Raw genomic sequence first — 15,578 nt, 5'->3', positions numbered from 1 at the left:
GTGCAGCCGAGGTCAGCTGGTGCTGACGCGGATGCTGTCGCGGGCCGCGTCGGCCACGGCCTGGGCGGTGATGCCGTACTCCTCGTAGATGCGGGCGTAGTCGGCGGAGGCGCCGTACGTCTCGATCGAGACGATGCGACCGTGGTCGCCGACAACCTCGCGCCAGCCCTGGGCGACGCCGGCCTCGACGGACACGCGCGCCTTGACGATCGGCGGGATCACGGTCTCGCGGTAGGACTCCTCCTGCCGGTCGAACCACTCGCGGCACGGCATCGAGACCACGCGGGCCCGGATGCCGTCCGCGGCGAGCAGCGCGCGCGCCGCGACCGCGACCTGCACCTCCGAGCCGGTGCCGACGAGGACGACGTCGGGGGCGCCGCTCTGCCCGTCGATGTCAGGAGCGTCGAGGAGGACATAGCCGCCGCGATGGACGTTGCTGGTGTCGCTCCACTGCTGACCGTCGGCGTCCTCGCCCCGCGGGAACACGGGGACGTTCTGCCGGGTGAGCGCCAGGCCGGCGGGCCGGTCGGTGTTCTCGAGGACGGCCTTCCAGGCGGCGGCGGTCTCGTTGGCGTCGGCCGGCCGGACGACGTCGAGTCCCGGGATCGCGCGGAGCGCGGCGAGGTGCTCGATCGGCTGGTGGGTCGGGCCGTCCTCGCCGAGGCCGATGGAGTCGTGGGTCCACACGTAGGTGACCGGCAGGCCCATCAGCGCCGCGAGCCGCACCGATCCGCGCATGTAGTCGGAGAACGTCATGAACGTGCCGCCGAAGACGCGGGTGCCGCCGTGCAGGGTGATGCCGTTGAGGATCGCGCCCATGCCGTGCTCGCGGATGCCGAAGTGCAGCACCCGGCCGGCGTAGGGGTCGCCGTCCCACTGCGCGGTCGAGCGGTCCTTCGGGATGAACGACTTCGCGCCCTCGATCGTGGTGTTGTTCGACTCGGCCAGGTCGGCCGAGCCGCCCCACAGCTCGGGCATGATGCCGGCGATCGCGTTGATGACCTCGCCGGAGGCCTTGCGGGTGGCCACGCCCTTCTCGGACGCGTCGAAGTGGGGGAGGACCGCGTCGATGTCCGGGAGGGCCCGGGTCTGGATGCGCTCCCAGACGGCCAGCGTCTCGGCGTCGGCGGCCGACTGCCAGGCCGCGAACGACTCGTCCCACTCGGCCTGCTGGGCCTTGCCGCGCTCGATGAGCGAGCGGGTGTGAGCGAGGACCTCCGCGGCGACCTCGAAGTGCTGCTCGGGGTCGAAGCCGAGGATCTTCTTGGTGGCGGCCACCTCCTCGGCGCCGAGGGCCGAACCGTGCGACTTGCCGGTGCCCTGGGCGTTCGGCGCCGGCCAGGCGATGACCGTGCGCAGCACGATCATGCTGGGCTGGTCGGTGACTGCCTGGGCCTTGCGGATCGCGTCGTGCAGTTGCGGGACGTCCTCGACGTACGTCGTGCCGTCGTGGGTCCAGTCGACGGTCTGGACGTGCCAGCCGTAGGCCTCGTAGCGCTTGCCGACGTCCTCGGTGAACGCCACGTCGGTGTCGCCCTCGATGGAGATGCGGTTGGCGTCGTAGATCAGCGTGAGGTTGCCGAGCTTCTGCACACCGGCGATCGAGGACGCCTCGGCACTCACGCCCTCCTCGAGGTCGCCGTCGCTGCAGATGCAGTAGATCTGGTGGTCGAAGGGCGAGTCGCCCTCGGCGGCGGTCGGGTCGAGGAGCCCCCGCTCCCGGCGGGCGGCCATCGCCATGCCGACCGCGTTGCCGACGCCCTGACCGAGCGGGCCGGTGGTGGTCTCCACACCGGCGGTGTGGCCGAACTCAGGGTGTCCGGGGGTCTTGCTGCCCCAGGTGCGCAGTGACTTGATGTCCTCGATCTCCAGGCCCCAGCCACCGAGGAACAGCTGCGTGTAGAGCGTGATCGAGGAGTGGCCGGCCGACAGCACGAAGCGGTCGCGCCCGGGCCAGTTCGGGTCGGCGGGGTTGTGCCGCATGACCTTCTGGAACAGCAGGTACGCCGCGGGCGCGAGGCTCATCGCCGTGCCGGGGTGCCCGTTGCCGACCTTCTGGACAGCATCGATCGCGAGCACCCGAGCCGTGTCCACCGCCTTCTGGTCGAGGTCGGTCCAGTCGAGCGCAGCGGTGTCGGTCACGGGATTCCTTTCGAGGTCAATCGGCCATCACCGAGCCTACTCACCCCACGGGATAGACTCGCAGCCGTCCTGCTACCTGCCGGTACCCCCTGTCCCGCCCGAGGATCCCCTGTGACGTACGTCGGCCAGTCGGCCTCTGCTGCCCAGCAGTCCGCAGCCGAACGGGCGACCGTCAAGGACGTGATCGCGGCGTACGTCGGGCTCACCAAGCCCCGCGTGATCGAGCTGCTCCTGCTCACCACCGTGCCGGTGATGTTCTTCGCCGCGCGCGGCGTCCCCGACCTGGGGCTCGTCGTCGCGACCGTCGTCGGTGGTGCGTTCTCGGCGGGGTCGGCGTCGGTGTTCAACTGCGTCTACGACCGCGACATCGACGAGCAGATGCGGCGCACCCGCCGGCGGGCGCTGCCGCGCCACATCGTGTCGCCGGCGGCCGCGCTGGTGTTCGGGTTCGTGCTCGGGATCGCCTCGACCGTGATCCTCTACCTGTGGGTCAACCCGCTCTCGGCGGTGCTGGCGGTCGCAGCCAACGCGTTCTACGTCTTCGGCTACACGATGCTCCTCAAGCGGCGCACCACCCAGAACATCGTCTGGGGCGGCCTCGCCGGCTGCTTCCCCGCGCTGATCGGGTGGACGGCCGTGACCGGCTCTCTCTCGTGGGTGCCGGTGGTGCTCTTCGCGGTGGTGTTCTTCTGGACCCCGCCGCACACCTGGGCGCTCGCGCTGCGCTACCGCGAGGACTACGCGAACGTCGACGTGCCGATGCTCCCGGTCGTCGTACCCGCGCGCGAGGTCGGCCGCCAGGTCGTCCTCTACAGCTGGGTGATGGTCGCGACGTCGCTGCTGCTGTGGCCGGTCGCCGGCACCGGCGTGGTCTACCCCGTGGCGGCCGGCCTGCTCGGTGCGTTCTTCCTGGTCGAGGCACATCGGATGTGGGCGCGCGCCCGCGACACCGAGAGCCTCACGGTGATCCAGCCGATGCGGCTGTTCCACTCGTCCAACCTCTACCTGTCGCTGCTCTTCGTCGCGGTCGCCGTCGACCCGCTGATCTCCCGCTGAGGGGCCGGTCGCGACCGGATTCCGCCGGGCCCCGGAGTAACTCGTGCGAGAAAGTTCGTCCCGCGACGCAACCTCCGGGGCTGCAACGGCGTCTGAGAGGTGACGGCGGCCAGCCCGTCCACGGGGGTACGGGCGGGCCGCCGTCGATGTACGTCGGGGTGCGCGCCGGGCGGCGGTGCCCGGGCAACCTTCCGGGCGCCGCCAAGGTTGCTGGCCCACCGCCCACCCCCGGGCAGCGCGGGTACGTCAGGCCGCGGCCGGCTCCCGGACCCGCACCAGCGCCCAGGCGACGGCGCCGGACGTGAGTGCCGAGCCGAGCATGTGGAAGCCGACGAGCACGACCGGCAGGTCGGTGAAGTACTGCACGAACCCGATGGTGCCCTGGCCGACCTCGATGGCGAGCAGCAGCACGATCACCCGACGGGTCGATGCGGGCGCACCCGTGGCGACGGCGGCGAACAGCAGCCCGATGGTGAGGCCGACGAACAAGAACACGAAGTCGGCGTGCAGCTGGCTCATCTGCAGCGCGGAGAGGCCGTTGCGCTTGGAGGCGGAGTCGCCGGCGTGCGGCCCGGCCCCGGTGACCACGGTGCCGATGTAGAACACCGCCCAGGCGGCGCCGAAGGTCGCCCAGGCCAGCCCGAGCGTCGCACCCCGCGGCGGTACGGCGGGTGCGGGCCGGTCCAGCCGCTCGAGGAAGAAGACCGCGAGCGCGACGATCGCCATCGAGCAGAGCATGTGCAGCGACACGACCCACGGGTTGAGGTCGGTGAGCACGGTGATCCCGCCGATCACGGCCTGGGCGGGGATGCCGAGCGCCATCACCAGCGCGATCCGGCGCAGGTCGCGCCGCCCGGACTGCCAGGCGGCCACGAAGGTGCCCACCGCGACCACGACGAGGACCCAGGTCAGCATCCGGTTGCCGAACTCGATGACCGAGTGGATGTCGTACGCCCCGTGCGGGGTCAGCGAGTCCTCGGTGCACCGCGGCCAGGTCGGGCAGCCCAGGCCGGAGCCGGTCAGCCGGACGACGCCTCCGGTCACGACGAGCGCGCCGTTGGCGATCAGGGAGGCCCACCCCCAGCCCCGTGCCCAGTCGTCGAGGTGTCGCAGTCGCTGGATGAGTCGGTCCATCACTCCCACTTGAAGGTCCGGGCGGTGAGGGCGGTGCCGAGCACGGCCCAGGCGAGCAGCACGAGCAGCTCGGACCAGGCGGTGGTGCCGTCGATCAGCGCCTCGCGCATGGCGCCGCCCAGGGCGCCCGAGGGCAGCCAGTGCACGACGTGGCCGAACGCGCCGTACGCCGACGACGGCAGCACCACCGCGCCGCCCGCCATCAGCAGGAGGTAGACGAGGTTGGCGGCGGCCAGGGTGGCCTCGGCGCGCAGCACCCCGGAGATGAACAGGCCCAGCGAGGCGAAGGCCGCCGTCCCGAGGATCACCGCGAGCACGGCGCCCAGCACCCCCGGCTCGGGGTCCCAGTCGAGCGCCAGCGCGACGATCGAGATCACCAGCACCTGGAGCACCTCGATCAGCAGCAGGCCGCCGATCTTGCCGGCGAGCAGGCCGGAGCGGGGGAGCGGCGAGGATCCGAGGCGCTTGATGACGCCGTAGCGGCGCTCGAAGCCCGTCGCGATCGCCAGTGAGGTGAAGGCGGTCGACATCACCGCGAGCGCGAGCACGCCGGGTGCGAACACGTCCACCGCGGAGTGCTCGAGGTCGAGGCCCACCCGGTCGGCACCCGCGACGCCGCCGATGAGCACGATCACGGGGATCACCACGGCGAGCAGGAGCTGCTCGCCGTTGCGCAGCATCAGACGCGACTCCATCGCCGCCTGGGCGAGCACCTGTCGGTGGAGCGGTGCGGCGCCCGGCCTCGGGATGAACGTCCCGGTCGAGCCCCTCACGGCTCCAGCCCCCGTCCGGTCAGCTGGAGGAAGACGTCCTCCAGGTTGCGTTGTCCCAGCGTCAGCGACTCGGGCAGCACGTCGTTCTCCTCGCACCAGCGCGACACCTTCGCGAGCGTCGACGCGTCGGCGGGACCGGTCACCAGCATGCTCACCTCGTCGAGCTGGGTGACCTCCGCGTGCTCGCCGAGCGTCCGGCGCAGCGTGTCCGGGGACCCCGGCGGGAACGGCCGGGTCACCACCAGCCGGATCGTCGCGTGGGTGCCGCCGCGGGTGAGCTCGAGCGGCGACCCGGACGCGATCAGCCGCCCGTGGTCGATGATGTGGATGTGGTCGGCGAGCCGCTCGGCCTCGTCCATGTAGTGCGTGGTCAGCACCACCGTGACGCCGTCGGCCCGGAGCTCCTCGAGGAGCTCCCAGGTCGTCCGGCGGGCCTGGGGGTCCATGCCGGCGGTCGGCTCGTCGACGAACACGATCTCGGGGCGTCCGACCAGCGCCATCGCCAGGCCCAGACGCTGCTGCTGGCCGCCGGAGAGCCGGCGGTACGGCGTCCGCCCGCAGTCGGCCAGCCCGAGCCGGTCGGAGAGCATGTCGGTGTCGAGCGGGTGCGCGTGCAGCTTCGCGACGTGGTCGAGCATCTCGCGGGCCCGCACACCGCTCCACGCCCCGCCGCCCTGGAGCATCACGCCGATGCGGGGCAGCAGCGTGGTGCGCTCGCGGACCGGGTCGAGACCGAGCACCCGGACCGTGCCGGACTGGGGCCGACGATAGCCCTCGCAGGTCTCCAGCGTGGTGGTCTTGCCGGCGCCGTTGGGCCCCAGGACTGCGGTGATCGTGTGCCGCTGGACGGTCAGCGTGAGCCCGTCGACGGCGACCTTGTCGCCGTAGCGCATCACCAGGCCGTCGACGGCGACCGCAGGCACGTCGGGGTCGTCGGGCGCGGGCACCGGGCCAGTCTAGGGAGCAGTCGGGACCTGAACGGCGACGGGTCAGCTGCTCCGGCGACGCACCTCGGCCAGGATCTCGGGCTCGTTGGTGATGATGCCGTTGGCGCCGAGGCCGACGACCCGGTCGAGGGTCGCGAGATCGTCGACGGCCCAGGTCATCACCACCTCGATCGTGCGCCGCAGCCTCGTGAGCAGATCGGCGTCCAGCAGGGATCGGTGCAGGGACACGCCGTACGGCGTCGCCCGGTCACGGCGGTCGAGCCGGCGCACGAGCGCGGCGAGCTCGGCACGGGTGCGCGCGGACAGCACGGGGCGCACGTAGGGGAGCTCGGCGACCCGCTCGACCGCCGGCCAGTGCCGCCCGCAGACGAGCACGTCGTGCTCGTGGGCGCGCTCGTGCAGCAGCTCGGCGACGGAACGCCCGGTGGCGACCTTGCGGCCCTTCAGGTCGAGCATGAACGTGGTGCCTCGCTGGTCGGCGTCGAGCAGCGCGCCCAGGCCGAGCCGGGGTGCCGAGGCCGACGCGAGCTCCCAGCGGTCCCAGAGGAACGGGAGCGGCCCGGCGGTCTTGAGGTGACGGACCTCGAGCCGGCCGCGGTAGGCGTGCACGTCGCACTCGATGACGTCGGCACCGAGCAGGTTCGCCTCGTGCAGCCCGGCCAGCGAGTTCCCGGCACGGTGCGCGATCGCGAGCAGCGTCATGGGGCCGGTCCGGCTCGGCGCGCGCGCCGGCTCTCGAAGGCCACGGCAGCGGCGTAGCCGACCATGGCGAGCATCAGCCCGGCGATCACGTCGACCACGTAGTGGTTGGCGGTGGCGACCACCGCGAACGCCATCAGCACCGGCAGCACGCAGCCGATCACGCGCCACAGCATGGAGCCCGCGGCGGTGGCGATGGAGATGCCGACCAGGAGGTCCCAGCCGGCGTGCAGGCTCGGCATCGCGGCGTACTGGTTGACGAAGTTGGGCGGCTGGAGGACGCGGTAGGCGTACGAACGCTCGGTGATCGTGTCGATGAGCTCGGGGTCGACCAGCCGGGGCGGGGCCAGCGGGTAGGACACGAACATGATGAGCCCGATGCCGCCGGAGACCAGCATGGCGTTGCGCAGCCGCAGGAAGACGTCCCGGTGGCGCGACACCAGCCAGACCATGGTGGCGACGATCACCGGCCAGTGCCCCCAGATGTAGATCCAGTTGGCGATCGTCGAGAGCGCGTCGGAGTCGGTGACCGACGCCTGCACGACGCCTTCGATGTCGAGGCCGAGGCGCTCCTCGAACGCGATGACGTCGTGGGCGTGCTCGACGGCGACCGACGGCGTCGCCGCGGTGAGCCCACGCACCTGGAAGTAGAAGAAGACGCCGAGCACCACGATCGCGACCTGCTCGAGCACCCATCGCACCCGACGGTGCCGGAGCACGGCCGTGGTCGGCATCAACATCACCCGGCCTCCTGCCTGTCGCTCGCGTGCGGCGTCCGGGGCGGCCCTCGGGTCGATCCTCTCGCGTCCCGCCGACGGCGTCGCGAGGCGAAGGTCCCGAGTTCGATGCAGGTGCCCGGGCGGTGCGTGGGCGAGACTCAGACGGCGGCGGCCGCGGCGGCCACGTTGGCCTGGCGTCGGCTGACGAGCAGGCTCGCCCCGCCGAGGGTGAGGGCGGGCAGCCAGGCGATGGCGGCCTTGATGGAGACGGCCGCGGCGGCGGCACCCAGCGGGACGCCTGCGGCGACCAGCGCCACCACGAGGGCCCCGTCCCGCAGGCTCGCGCCGTTGGGCCCAGGGACGGCACCGGCCAGCTGGCTGGCGCCGAACGCGCCGAGCACGGCCAGCGGGGACACGGTGTTGCCGGTCGCCCCGACCGCCCCGACCAGGAGCGCGGCGATCGAGAGCTGGTAGCCGGCCGAGAGCACGAGACCGTGGAGGAGCTTGCGGACCGGCGGGAGCGGGCGGCTGGGGAGCAGTCCGGGGCGCACGCGGCGCAGCACGACGACGGCCGCGACCGCGGCCAGCGACAGTCCGACGACCGGCAGGATCAGGTTCATCGGGAGCGCCGTACCGGCGAAGGCGACGAACGCAGCGAGGCCGAGCGCCCCCACGAGCCGGTCGGTGCCGACGCTCACGATCGCGTCGCCGCGGCCCAGGCCCGTGCCGGTGAGCCGCTTGAGGCGCCACAGGTCGGCGCCGACGTGACCGGGCGTGAACAGCCCGAGCAGCTCGGACTCGGCGTACGCGCGCAGGTGCCAGCGCCGGGTGAGGTCGGCGTCGGTGAGCGCCCGCCAGCGCAGCGGGCAGAGCAGGTACTTGCCGACCACCCAGGGGAGCAGCCCCACGAGCACGGGCCACACCGAGACGTGGGGCAGCTGGGGGAGCGTGAACACGGGGACGAGGAGACTCACGAGCACCCCGAGGACCAGCACGGTGCGGGACGCGAGGACGGCGCGGAGGCGGGCGAGCATGCGGTCGGCGGAACCTTCGGTCGGCGAGATCGCGGCTTCCTTGCAGCGCGGGTTGGTGCAAGTGTGGCTGACGACCGGCCGATGTCCAAGTCGGGTAAGGCTCGCCTTACTTGAAGGGCCTTGCTCAATAACGGCACACTGGCGTTGTGGAATTCGACGAGGTCCCGGTCCCCGGGCACGACCAGCCCACGCGCCAGCGGGTGGCTCGGTCGATCCTCGTCGACGGACCCTCGACGGCCGCGGCCCTCGCCGAGCGGCTCGACCTGACGCCCGCGGCGGTCCGCCGGCACCTCGACCAGCTGGTCGAGGAGGGGGCGGTCGAGGCGCGTGAGCCGCGCAGTCTGGCGGCCCGTGGCCGGGGTCGTCCGGCCAAGGTCTTCGCGCTCACCGAGACCGGGCGCGACCGCTTCGACCAGCAGTACGACGACCTCGCGGTCCAGGCGCTGCGGTTCCTGGCCGAGACCGGTGGCACGGACGCGGTCCGCGAGTTCGCCGTCCGCCGTGCGTCGTTCATCCAGGAGCGGTTCGTCGGCGTCAGCGCCGCCCACCCCGACCTGGGGCCGGCTGAGGTGCTCGCCCGGGTCTTCACCGACGAGGGCTACGCCGCGGCCGTCCGCGACGTCGCGGTGGGCGAGCAGCTGTGCCAGCAGCACTGCCCGGTCTCCCACGTCGCCCACGAGTTCCCCCAGCTGTGCGAGGCCGAGACCGAGGCGATCAGCCAGGTCCTCGGCCGCCACGTCCAGCGCCTGGCGACCATCGCCCACGGCGACGGGGTGTGCACCACCTGCATTCCCGACGTTCCGACCAGCACGCAGACCAAGACCACGCCGCACCCGGTGACCACCGAGAAGAAGGAGCACGTCAGCCGATGACCTCCATCGAAGAACTCAACCCCGAGCTCAAGGGCATCGGTCGCTACGACTTCGGCTGGGCCGACCCCGACGTCGCCGGTGCCGCCGCGCGGCGCGGGCTCAACGAGGACGTCGTCCGCGACATCTCGGCGAAGAAGAACGAGCCGCAGTGGATGCTCGACCTGCGCCTGAAGGGCCTCAAGCTCTTCCACCGGAAGCCGATGCCGACCTGGGGCTCGGACCTCTCGGCGATCGACTTCGACAACATCAAGTACTTCGTGCGCTCGAGCGAGAAGCAGGCCGCGACCTGGGACGACCTCCCCGAGGACATCAAGAACACCTACGACAAGCTCGGCATCCCCGAGGCGGAGAAGCAGCGCCTGGTGTCCGGCGTCGCCGCGCAGTACGAGTCCGAGGTCGTCTACCACTCGATCCGCGAGGACCTCGAGGCGCAGGGCGTGCTGTTCCTCGACACGGACACCGCGCTGCGCGAGCAGCCGGAGCTGTTCCAGGAGTACTTCGGCACCGTGATCCCCGTCGGCGACAACAAGTTCGCCGCGCTCAACACCTCGGTGTGGTCCGGCGGCTCGTTCATCTACGTCCCCAAGGGTGTCCACGTCGATATCCCGCTGCAGGCCTACTTCCGGATCAACACCGAGAACATGGGCCAGTTCGAGCGGACGCTGATCATCGTCGACGAGGACGCCTACGTGCACTACGTCGAGGGCTGCACCGCGCCGATCTACAGCTCGGACTCGCTGCACTCCGCCGTCGTGGAGATCATCGTGAAGAAGGGCGGCCGCTGCCGCTACACGACCATCCAGAACTGGTCGAACAACGTCTACAACCTCGTCACCAAGCGCGCGGTGTGCGAGGCCGGCGCGACGATGGAGTGGGTCGACGGCAACATCGGCTCCAAGGTCACGATGAAGTACCCCGCCGTCTACCTCATGGGGGAGCACGCCAAGGGCGAGACGCTGTCGATCGCGTTCGCCGGCGCGGGCCAGCACCAGGACGCGGGCGCCAAGATGGTGCACGCCGCGCCGCACACCTCGTCCTCGATCCTGTCCAAGTCCGTTGCTCGTGGTGGTGGCCGCACGTCGTACCGCGGCCTCATCCAGATCAACGAGGGCGCCCACGGCTCGAAGTCCAACGTGCTGTGCGACGCGCTGCTCGTGGACCAGATCAGCCGCTCCGACACCTACCCTTACGTCGACATCCGCGAGGACGACGTGTCGATGGGCCACGAGGCGAGCGTCTCCAAGGTCTCCGACGACCAGCTCTTCTACCTCATGTCGCGTGGCATGGAGCAGGACGAGGCGATGGCGATGATCGTCCGCGGCTTCGTCGAGCCGATCGCCAAGGAGCTCCCGATGGAGTACGCCCTGGAGCTCAACCGGCTGATCGAGCTCCAGATGGAAGGCGCAGTCGGCTGAGCGGGACATCCGCCCCCGTTGGTCGAGTAGCGAGCGCCAGCGAGCGTATCGAGACCCAGCACGTAGAAAGCAGAGTAGTGACCGTCACTGACACCGCACGCGAGAGCGTGTCGTCCGCCCTCGAGCAGGAGCAGGGACACCTCATCGTGTCCCACCTGAACCCGCCGCCGTCGTACGACCTCGACGACCACCCGGTGCCCACCGGGCGCGAGGAGATCTGGCGCTTCACGCCGCTCAAGAGGCTGCGCGGGCTCCTCGACGGCGAGTCCTCCGAGGCTCACCTGACGTGGACCACCACGCTCCCGGAGGGCGTGACGCTCCGCGAGGTCGGTGCCGACGAGGCGGTCGCCCTGGGCGAGCTGGCCCCCAACGACCGGCCCTCGGCGCTCGCGGCTGCGCACGCCGGCAGCGCGATGCTGCTCGACGTCCCCGCCGACGCCGCGATCACCGAGCCCGTCGTGCTGCACCTCCACGGCGAGTCGGTCGACGACCTGGTGTGGGGCCGGCTGCTGATCCGGGTCGGCACGCACGCCGACGTCACCGTCGTCGTCAACCACACCGGGTCGGCGCGCTACGCCGCGATCACGACGGTGCTCGTCGGAGACGGTGCCCGCGCCAACGTGCTCACCCTGCAGGACTGGGCCGACGACGCCGTCCACCTGGGCCGCGACGCGATCCAGGTCGGCCGCGACGCGACCGTCAAGCACACCTCGATCTCCTTCGGCGGCGACGTGGTGCGCATGCACGCGAACGTCGAGTACGCCGGTCCCGGCGGCGACGCCGAGCTCCTCGGGCTCTACTTCGCGGACGAGGGCCAGCACCTCGAGCACCGGCTGTTCGCCGACCACAACGCGCCCAAGACCAAGAGCCACGTGCTCTACAAGGGAGCGCTGCAGGGCCAGGGCGCTCACACCGTCTGGATCGGCAACGTGCTGATCCGCAAGATCGCCGAGGGCATCGAGACCTACGAGGAGAACCGCAACCTCGTGCTCACCGACGGCTGCCAGGCCGACTCGGTCCCCAACCTCGAGATCGAGACGGGCGAGATCGAGGGCGCCGGGCACGCGTCGGCCACCGCCCGCTTCGACGACGAGCAGCTGTTCTACCTGCGCTCGCGCGGCGTCTCGGAGAAGGAGGCCCAGCGCCTCGTCGTGCACGGCTTCTTCAACGACCTCATCCGCAAGGTCGGCATCCCCTCGGTCGAGGAGCGGCTGCTGAGCACCGTGGAGACGGAGCTGGCCAAGAACGTCCTCAAGGAGGACGCATGACAACGCCCCACGCCGGTCTCCGCTCCTCCCGCTTCGCTCATTCCGCGAACAACGACGCGGGGACCCCGAAATGAGCTTCGAGCGCGCCTGCGCGGTCGGCGACGTCCCCACCGACGAGGCCCTCGCGGTCACCGTCGGGGCGTACGACGTCGCCGTGGCCCGTCACGAGGACGAGTTCTTCGCGATCCAGGACCTCTGCTCGCACGCGGCGGTGCCGCTGAGCGAGGGCGAGGTCGCCGACTGCACCGTGGAGTGCTGGCTGCACGGGTCGCGGTTCGACCTGCGCACCGGCAAGCCCACCGGCCTCCCGGCCACCGAGCCCGTCGCGACCTTCCCCGTAGAGGTCCGCGACAACGACATCTACGTCGACACCACCACCACCCTGAACGGAGTCACCCCCTCATGACCACCCCACGAAATCGTCCGCTTCCCCCGCTTCGCTCCTCCGCGAACGATTCCGCGGGGGCCCCGGTATGAGCGAGCTCGAGATCAAGGACCTGCAGGTGTCCGTCGACACCGAGGACGGTCCCAAGGAGATCCTCAAGGGCGTCACGCTGACCATCAAGGCCGGCGAGACCCACGCGATCATGGGGCCGAACGGGTCGGGCAAGTCCACGCTCGCCTACTCGATCGCCGGCCACCCGAAGTACACGATCACGGGCGGTACGGTCACCCTCGACGGTGAGGACCTGCTGTCGATGACGGTCGACGAGCGTGCCCGCGCCGGCCTGTTCCTTGCGATGCAGTACCCCGTCGAGGTTCCCGGCGTCTCGGTGTCGAACTTCCTGCGCACCGCCAAGACCGCCCTCGACGGCGAGGCCCCCAAGCTGCGCACCTGGGTCAAGGACGTCAACAAGGCGCTCGAGGACCTCAACCTCGACCCGACCTTCGGCACCCGCTCGGTCAACGAGGGGTTCTCCGGCGGCGAGAAGAAGCGCCACGAGATCGCCCAGCTCGAGCTGCTCAACCCGCAGGTCGCGATCCTCGACGAGACCGACTCGGGCCTGGACATCGACGCGCTCAAGGTCGTCTCCGAGGGCGTGAACCGGTTCCGCGCCCAGCAGGGCAAGGGCGTGCTGTTGATCACGCACTACACCCGGATCCTGCGCTACATCACCCCCGACCACGTCCACGTGTTCGTCGACGGCAAGGTGGCCGCCTCCGGTGGCCCCGAGCTCGCCGAGCAGCTCGAGGCCGAGGGCTACGACCGCTACCTGAAGGCCGGCGTCTGAGATGACCACGGTGCAGCTGCCCGGACTCCTCCCCGAGCTGGAGGTGATCCGCGCCGACTTCCCGATCCTGGAGCGGACCCTCGCGGGCGGTCTGCCGCTGGTCTACCTCGACAGCGCCAACACCTCGCAGAAGCCGCAGGTCGTCATCGACACGATGGTCGACCACCTCGAGCGGCACAACGCCAACATCGCCCGGGCCATGCACACCCTCGGCGCGGAGTCGACCGAGGCGTACGAGGCTGCGCGCGACAAGGTGGCCGCGTTCCTCAACGCACCCTCGCGCAACGAGGTCGTCTTCACCAAGAACGCCACCGAGGCCCTGAACCTGCTGGCGCGCACCATCGAGCTCGGCCCCGGCGACAACGTCGTGATCACCGAGATGGAGCACCACTCCAACATCGTGTCCTGGCAGCTCGCGTGCGAGCGCTCCGGCGCCGAGCTGCGGTGGTTCGGGCTGACCGAGGACGGTCGCCTCGACCTGTCGAACGCCGACGCGCTGGTCGACGAGCACACCAAGGTGGTCGCCTTCACGTGGGTCTCCAACATGCTCGGCACGATCAACCCGGTGGCCGACCTCGTCACCCGGGCGCGGGCGGTCGGTGCCTACTCGGTCATCGACGCATCACAGGCGGCCCCGCAGCTGCCGGTGGACGTGGTCGCGACCGGCTGCGACTTCCTGGTCTTCACCGGGCACAAGACGGTCGGCCCGACCGGGATAGGCGTGCTCTGGGGCCGCGAGGAGCTGCTCAACGAGCTCCCGCCGTTCCACGGCGGCGGCGAGATGATCGAGACGGTGACGATGGCACGCTCGACGTACGCCGCGGCGCCGCACCGCTTCGAGGCCGGCACGCCGCCGATCGTCGAGGCCGTCGGCCTCGGTGCCGCCGTCGACTACCTCGCCCACCTCGGGATGGACGCCGTGCACCGGCACGAGCAGACGATCACGGCATATGCCCTCGAGGGCCTCGCGACCGTGCCGGGCCTCACCGTGCTCGGGCCGCTCGACGCCGCGCAGCGCGGGGGAGCGATCGCCTTCGAGATCGACGGAGTGCACCCCCACGACGTCGCGCAGGTGCTCGACTCCCGCGGCATCGCCGTACGGGCAGGCCACCACTGCGCCAAGCCCGCGCACGCACGGTTCGGCGTGCAGAGCTCGACCCGGATGTCGTCGTACCTCTACACGACGCCGGCCGAGATCGACGCGCTGGTCGAGGGCCTGGAATACACCCGCTCGTACTTCAAGTTGGGCTGACTGATGACCCAAGAGCTGGACGCCCTGTACCAGGAGATCATCCTGGACCACTACAAGAACCCCCACCACCAAGGCCTGCGCGACCCGTACCAGGCTGAGGTGCACCACGTGAACCCGACCTGCGGGGACGAGGTGACCCTGCGCGTCGACGTCCACGAGGGCGTGGTGCGCGACGTGTCGTACGACGCGGTCGGCTGCTCGATCTCACAGGCGTCGGCGTCGGTGCTCACCGACCTGGTGATCGGCAAACCGGTGGACGAGGCGATGTCGATCCACCAGGAGTTCCTGACCCTCATGCAGGGCAAGGGCACGGTGGAGCCCGACGAGGACGTGCTCGAGGACGGCATCGCGTTCGCCGGTGTCGCGAAGTTCCCGGCGCGCGTGAAGTGCGCACTACTGTCGTGGATGGCCTGGAAGGACGCCACGGCCCGTTCCCTGGAGGGCTCGACGAATGGAGGCAGCAATGGCTGACCACAGCGATCTTCCCGAGGTCCCCGAGGCTGGGGGCTCCGTCACGACCGTCGGATCGGCCGTCTCGGTCGAGGACGTCACCGAGGCGATGAAGGACGTCGTCGACCCCGAGCTGGGCATCAACGTCGTCGACCTCGGCCTGGTCTACGACGTGCACCTGGACGAGAGCTCCAACGTGGTGCTCGACATGACGCTCACCTCGGCGGCCTGCCCGCTGACCGACGTGATCCAGGACCAGACCAACAGTGCCCTCGAGGGCCTGGTCAACGACGTCGCGATCAACTGGGTCTGGATGCCCCCGTGGGGTCCCGACAAGATCACCCCCGACGGCCGCGAGCAGCTGCGCGCCCTCGGTTTCAACGTCTGAGCCGCTACACCGATCGGTGGCCGAGCGGAGCTCGCGGCGCCGCGGAGTAGCGACGCGAAGAGGTCGAAGGAGCCCCGCCGCCTGAGCGCAGCGAAGGCGCGACGGGCGGCTCGAGACCGGAGACACCAGGCGCACTTGCCGACCGAGCCTGGTAGTGGCCGGTGGCGGTCTCGACAGGCTCGACCACCGCGACCCGG

The 15,578-nt window shown here is 70.8% G+C and carries 16 protein-coding genes; 9 read left to right on the top strand and 7 right to left on the bottom strand.

All coding sequences use genetic code 11. From position 1 onward, the window contains the following. Positions 1-12 precede the first annotated feature (12 nt). Positions 13-2,142: a transketolase gene (tkt, locus tag QQZ14_RS17670; protein WP_284535700.1), complete on the bottom strand. Its 2,130-nt coding sequence runs from the start codon at positions 2,140-2,142 to the stop codon at positions 13-15. A gap of 3 nt (positions 2,143-2,145) precedes the next feature. Here tkt and QQZ14_RS17665 point away from each other — a divergent pair, with 3 nt between their 5' ends. Beyond that, positions 2,146-3,198, top strand: coding sequence for a heme o synthase (locus QQZ14_RS17665; protein ID WP_446740504.1), 1,053 nt, complete (start codon positions 2,146-2,148; stop codon positions 3,196-3,198). A 246-nt stretch (positions 3,199-3,444) separates the two neighbouring features. Here QQZ14_RS17665 and QQZ14_RS17660 read toward each other — a convergent pair whose 3' ends face one another. The 6 genes from QQZ14_RS17660 to QQZ14_RS17635 form a co-directional block, all read right to left on the bottom strand. Continuing rightward, positions 3,445-4,332 carry a COX15/CtaA family protein gene (locus tag QQZ14_RS17660; RefSeq protein WP_284535698.1) on the bottom strand — a complete coding sequence of 296 codons (888 nt, stop codon included), beginning with the start codon at positions 4,330-4,332 and terminating at the stop codon, positions 3,445-3,447. Further along, positions 4,332-5,105, bottom strand: coding sequence for an ABC transporter permease (locus QQZ14_RS17655; RefSeq protein ID WP_284535697.1), 774 nt, complete (start codon positions 5,103-5,105; stop codon positions 4,332-4,334). Before QQZ14_RS17655 ends, QQZ14_RS17660 begins: the two co-directional genes overlap by 1 nt. Continuing rightward, entirely contained in the window at positions 5,102-6,052 is a 951-nt protein-coding gene (locus QQZ14_RS17650; protein ID WP_284535696.1) for an ABC transporter ATP-binding protein, read from the bottom strand. Before QQZ14_RS17650 ends, QQZ14_RS17655 begins: the two co-directional genes overlap by 4 nt. 42 nt (positions 6,053-6,094) lie before the next feature. Next, positions 6,095-6,754 carry a glycerophosphodiester phosphodiesterase gene (locus QQZ14_RS17645; RefSeq protein WP_284535695.1) on the bottom strand — a complete coding sequence of 220 codons (660 nt, stop codon included), beginning with the start codon at positions 6,752-6,754 and terminating at the stop codon, positions 6,095-6,097. Continuing rightward, positions 6,751-7,491 (bottom strand): phosphatase PAP2 family protein, encoded by a 741-nt coding sequence (locus QQZ14_RS17640; RefSeq protein WP_284535694.1) that lies wholly within the window; start codon positions 7,489-7,491, stop codon positions 6,751-6,753. Before QQZ14_RS17640 ends, QQZ14_RS17645 begins: the two co-directional genes overlap by 4 nt. Before the next feature lie 137 nt (positions 7,492-7,628). Further along, positions 7,629-8,504 (bottom strand): lysylphosphatidylglycerol synthase domain-containing protein, encoded by an 876-nt coding sequence (locus QQZ14_RS17635; RefSeq protein ID WP_284535693.1) that lies wholly within the window; start codon positions 8,502-8,504, stop codon positions 7,629-7,631. 146 nt (positions 8,505-8,650) lie between these two features. Here QQZ14_RS17635 and QQZ14_RS17630 point away from each other — a divergent pair, with 146 nt between their 5' ends. From QQZ14_RS17630 to QQZ14_RS17595, 8 genes are all read left to right on the top strand, one after another. Further along, positions 8,651-9,376: a helix-turn-helix transcriptional regulator gene (locus tag QQZ14_RS17630; protein WP_284535692.1), complete on the top strand. Its 726-nt coding sequence runs from the start codon at positions 8,651-8,653 to the stop codon at positions 9,374-9,376. Beyond that, positions 9,373-10,791: a Fe-S cluster assembly protein SufB gene (gene sufB, locus QQZ14_RS17625; RefSeq protein ID WP_284535691.1), complete on the top strand. Its 1,419-nt coding sequence runs from the start codon at positions 9,373-9,375 to the stop codon at positions 10,789-10,791. The genes QQZ14_RS17630 and sufB overlap by 4 nt, the downstream gene beginning before the upstream one ends. Positions 10,792-10,868: 77 nt before the next feature. Continuing rightward, complete coding sequence (sufD, locus tag QQZ14_RS17620; protein WP_284535690.1) at positions 10,869-12,059, top strand: Fe-S cluster assembly protein SufD; 1,191 nt, start codon at positions 10,869-10,871, stop codon at positions 12,057-12,059. Positions 12,060-12,129: 70 nt separating this feature from the next. Continuing rightward, entirely contained in the window at positions 12,130-12,465 is a 336-nt protein-coding gene (locus tag QQZ14_RS17615; protein ID WP_284535689.1) for a non-heme iron oxygenase ferredoxin subunit, read from the top strand. A 67-nt stretch (positions 12,466-12,532) separates the two neighbouring features. Beyond that, complete coding sequence (gene sufC, locus QQZ14_RS17610; RefSeq protein ID WP_284535688.1) at positions 12,533-13,291, top strand: Fe-S cluster assembly ATPase SufC; 759 nt, start codon at positions 12,533-12,535, stop codon at positions 13,289-13,291. A gap of 1 nt (position 13,292) precedes the next feature. Beyond that, the gene (locus QQZ14_RS17605; protein WP_284535687.1) at positions 13,293-14,543 is read left to right on the top strand and encodes a cysteine desulfurase; all 1,251 of its coding nucleotides are present in this window, start codon (positions 13,293-13,295) and stop codon (positions 14,541-14,543) included. A 3-nt stretch (positions 14,544-14,546) separates the two neighbouring features. Beyond that, entirely contained in the window at positions 14,547-15,014 is a 468-nt protein-coding gene (sufU, locus tag QQZ14_RS17600) for a Fe-S cluster assembly sulfur transfer protein SufU (protein WP_284535686.1), read from the top strand. Next, the gene (locus QQZ14_RS17595) at positions 15,007-15,381 is read left to right on the top strand and encodes a metal-sulfur cluster assembly factor (protein WP_284535685.1); all 375 of its coding nucleotides are present in this window, start codon (positions 15,007-15,009) and stop codon (positions 15,379-15,381) included. Before sufU ends, QQZ14_RS17595 begins: the two co-directional genes overlap by 8 nt. Positions 15,382-15,578 lie beyond the last annotated feature (197 nt).

Source organism: Nocardioides sp. T2.26MG-1 (genome assembly GCF_950101795.1).
Classification (GTDB): domain Bacteria; phylum Actinomycetota; class Actinomycetes; order Propionibacteriales; family Nocardioidaceae; genus Nocardioides.
This window is presented reverse-complemented; position numbering and strand designations above follow the sequence as displayed.

Coding starts and splice junctions, on each gene's coding strand:
- sufC (WP_284535688.1), top strand. CDS start 12,533: ATGAGCGAGCTCGAGATCAAGGACCTGCAGGTGTCCGTCGACACCGAG.
- QQZ14_RS17605 (WP_284535687.1), top strand. CDS start 13,293: ATGACCACGGTGCAGCTGCCCGGACTCCTCCCCGAGCTGGAGGTGATC.
- QQZ14_RS17615 (WP_284535689.1), top strand. CDS start 12,130: ATGAGCTTCGAGCGCGCCTGCGCGGTCGGCGACGTCCCCACCGACGAG.
- QQZ14_RS17635 (WP_284535693.1), bottom strand. CDS start 8,504: ATGCTCGCCCGCCTCCGCGCCGTCCTCGCGTCCCGCACCGTGCTGGTC.
- sufB (WP_284535691.1), top strand. CDS start 9,373: ATGACCTCCATCGAAGAACTCAACCCCGAGCTCAAGGGCATCGGTCGC.
- QQZ14_RS17645 (WP_284535695.1), bottom strand. CDS start 6,754: ATGACGCTGCTCGCGATCGCGCACCGTGCCGGGAACTCGCTGGCCGGG.
- QQZ14_RS17660 (WP_284535698.1), bottom strand. CDS start 4,332: ATGGACCGACTCATCCAGCGACTGCGACACCTCGACGACTGGGCACGG.
- QQZ14_RS17640 (WP_284535694.1), bottom strand. CDS start 7,491: ATGTTGATGCCGACCACGGCCGTGCTCCGGCACCGTCGGGTGCGATGG.
- QQZ14_RS17595 (WP_284535685.1), top strand. CDS start 15,007: ATGGCTGACCACAGCGATCTTCCCGAGGTCCCCGAGGCTGGGGGCTCC.
- sufU (WP_284535686.1), top strand. CDS start 14,547: ATGACCCAAGAGCTGGACGCCCTGTACCAGGAGATCATCCTGGACCAC.